Source organism: Acinetobacter sp. CFCC 10889 (assembly GCF_003268395.1).
Classification (GTDB): domain Bacteria; phylum Pseudomonadota; class Gammaproteobacteria; order Pseudomonadales; family Moraxellaceae; genus Acinetobacter.
In genome coordinates, this window is the sequence record NZ_LQXQ01000166.1 from 1 (window position 1) to 815 (window position 815).

Below are 815 nucleotides of genomic sequence, written 5' to 3' on the forward strand. Positions count from 1 at the left end.
AATTTTCCTATTTGGAAAGCAGCGTCTGAGATAACATTTTCCCCTTTTCCTTTTCTTTAACACTTAAAATTTGATCAAAGTTTTTTAAATTCAGTTGCGCTTTTGCATCATCATTTTTGGCAGCCAAATAAATCCAAGCATAGGCACGTATATAATCCTGTTTTACACCTTGACCCTGTGCATATAAAAGCCCGATCTCATTATAAGCAGCTATATAATTCTGCTTTGCTGCTTTTAAATACCACAACATCGCATTGTCAAAGCTCTGCTCAACATTTTGTCCTGTTCTATATTGCTGAGCTAAATTAAATTGTGATTGCACATCACCTGCTTTTGCTGCCAAAGCCTGATATTCCATAGCCTTAAAACTATTTTTTTCAACACCATCACCAATATTATACATCACAGCTAAATTTGCCAAAGATGGTACATAACCTTGCTGTGCAGATTGAGTAAATAATTTTACTGCTGTATTTAAATCCTTTTTTACACCATAACCCTGATAATATAGACTCGCCAAATAATGTGTTGCACGAGCTTCTCCTGCATTGGAAGACACTGTAAACTCTTTGGCTGCCAACTTATAATTTTTTTCTGAATAAGCTTTTAGACCCTCCTCTACAGAAGAGAAAGTGCGACAAGAAAAGATAAATAGCATTAAAAATATAAAAATTCTTTTTTTATTCATAGATCTTTGGTCATCAGTTTTCAATTTATTTGATTCGATAATAAATATATTATGGAGTCCATACAACATTATAAGTACACAAATAATAGTTCTTAGTTATTTCTTCAACTAACTTTTATTTAAGTAA

1 protein-coding gene is annotated in these 815 nt (G+C 32.3%); it reads right to left on the minus strand.

Annotation, left to right across the window (positions count from 1 at the left end; genetic code table 11):
- Nucleotides 1-7: 7 nt before the first annotated feature.
- The gene (locus AVJ19_RS21200) at nt 8-559 is read right to left on the minus strand and encodes a tetratricopeptide repeat protein (protein ID WP_228203430.1); all 552 of its coding nucleotides are present in this window, start codon (nt 557-559) and stop codon (nt 8-10) included.
- Nucleotides 560-815 lie beyond the last annotated feature (256 nt).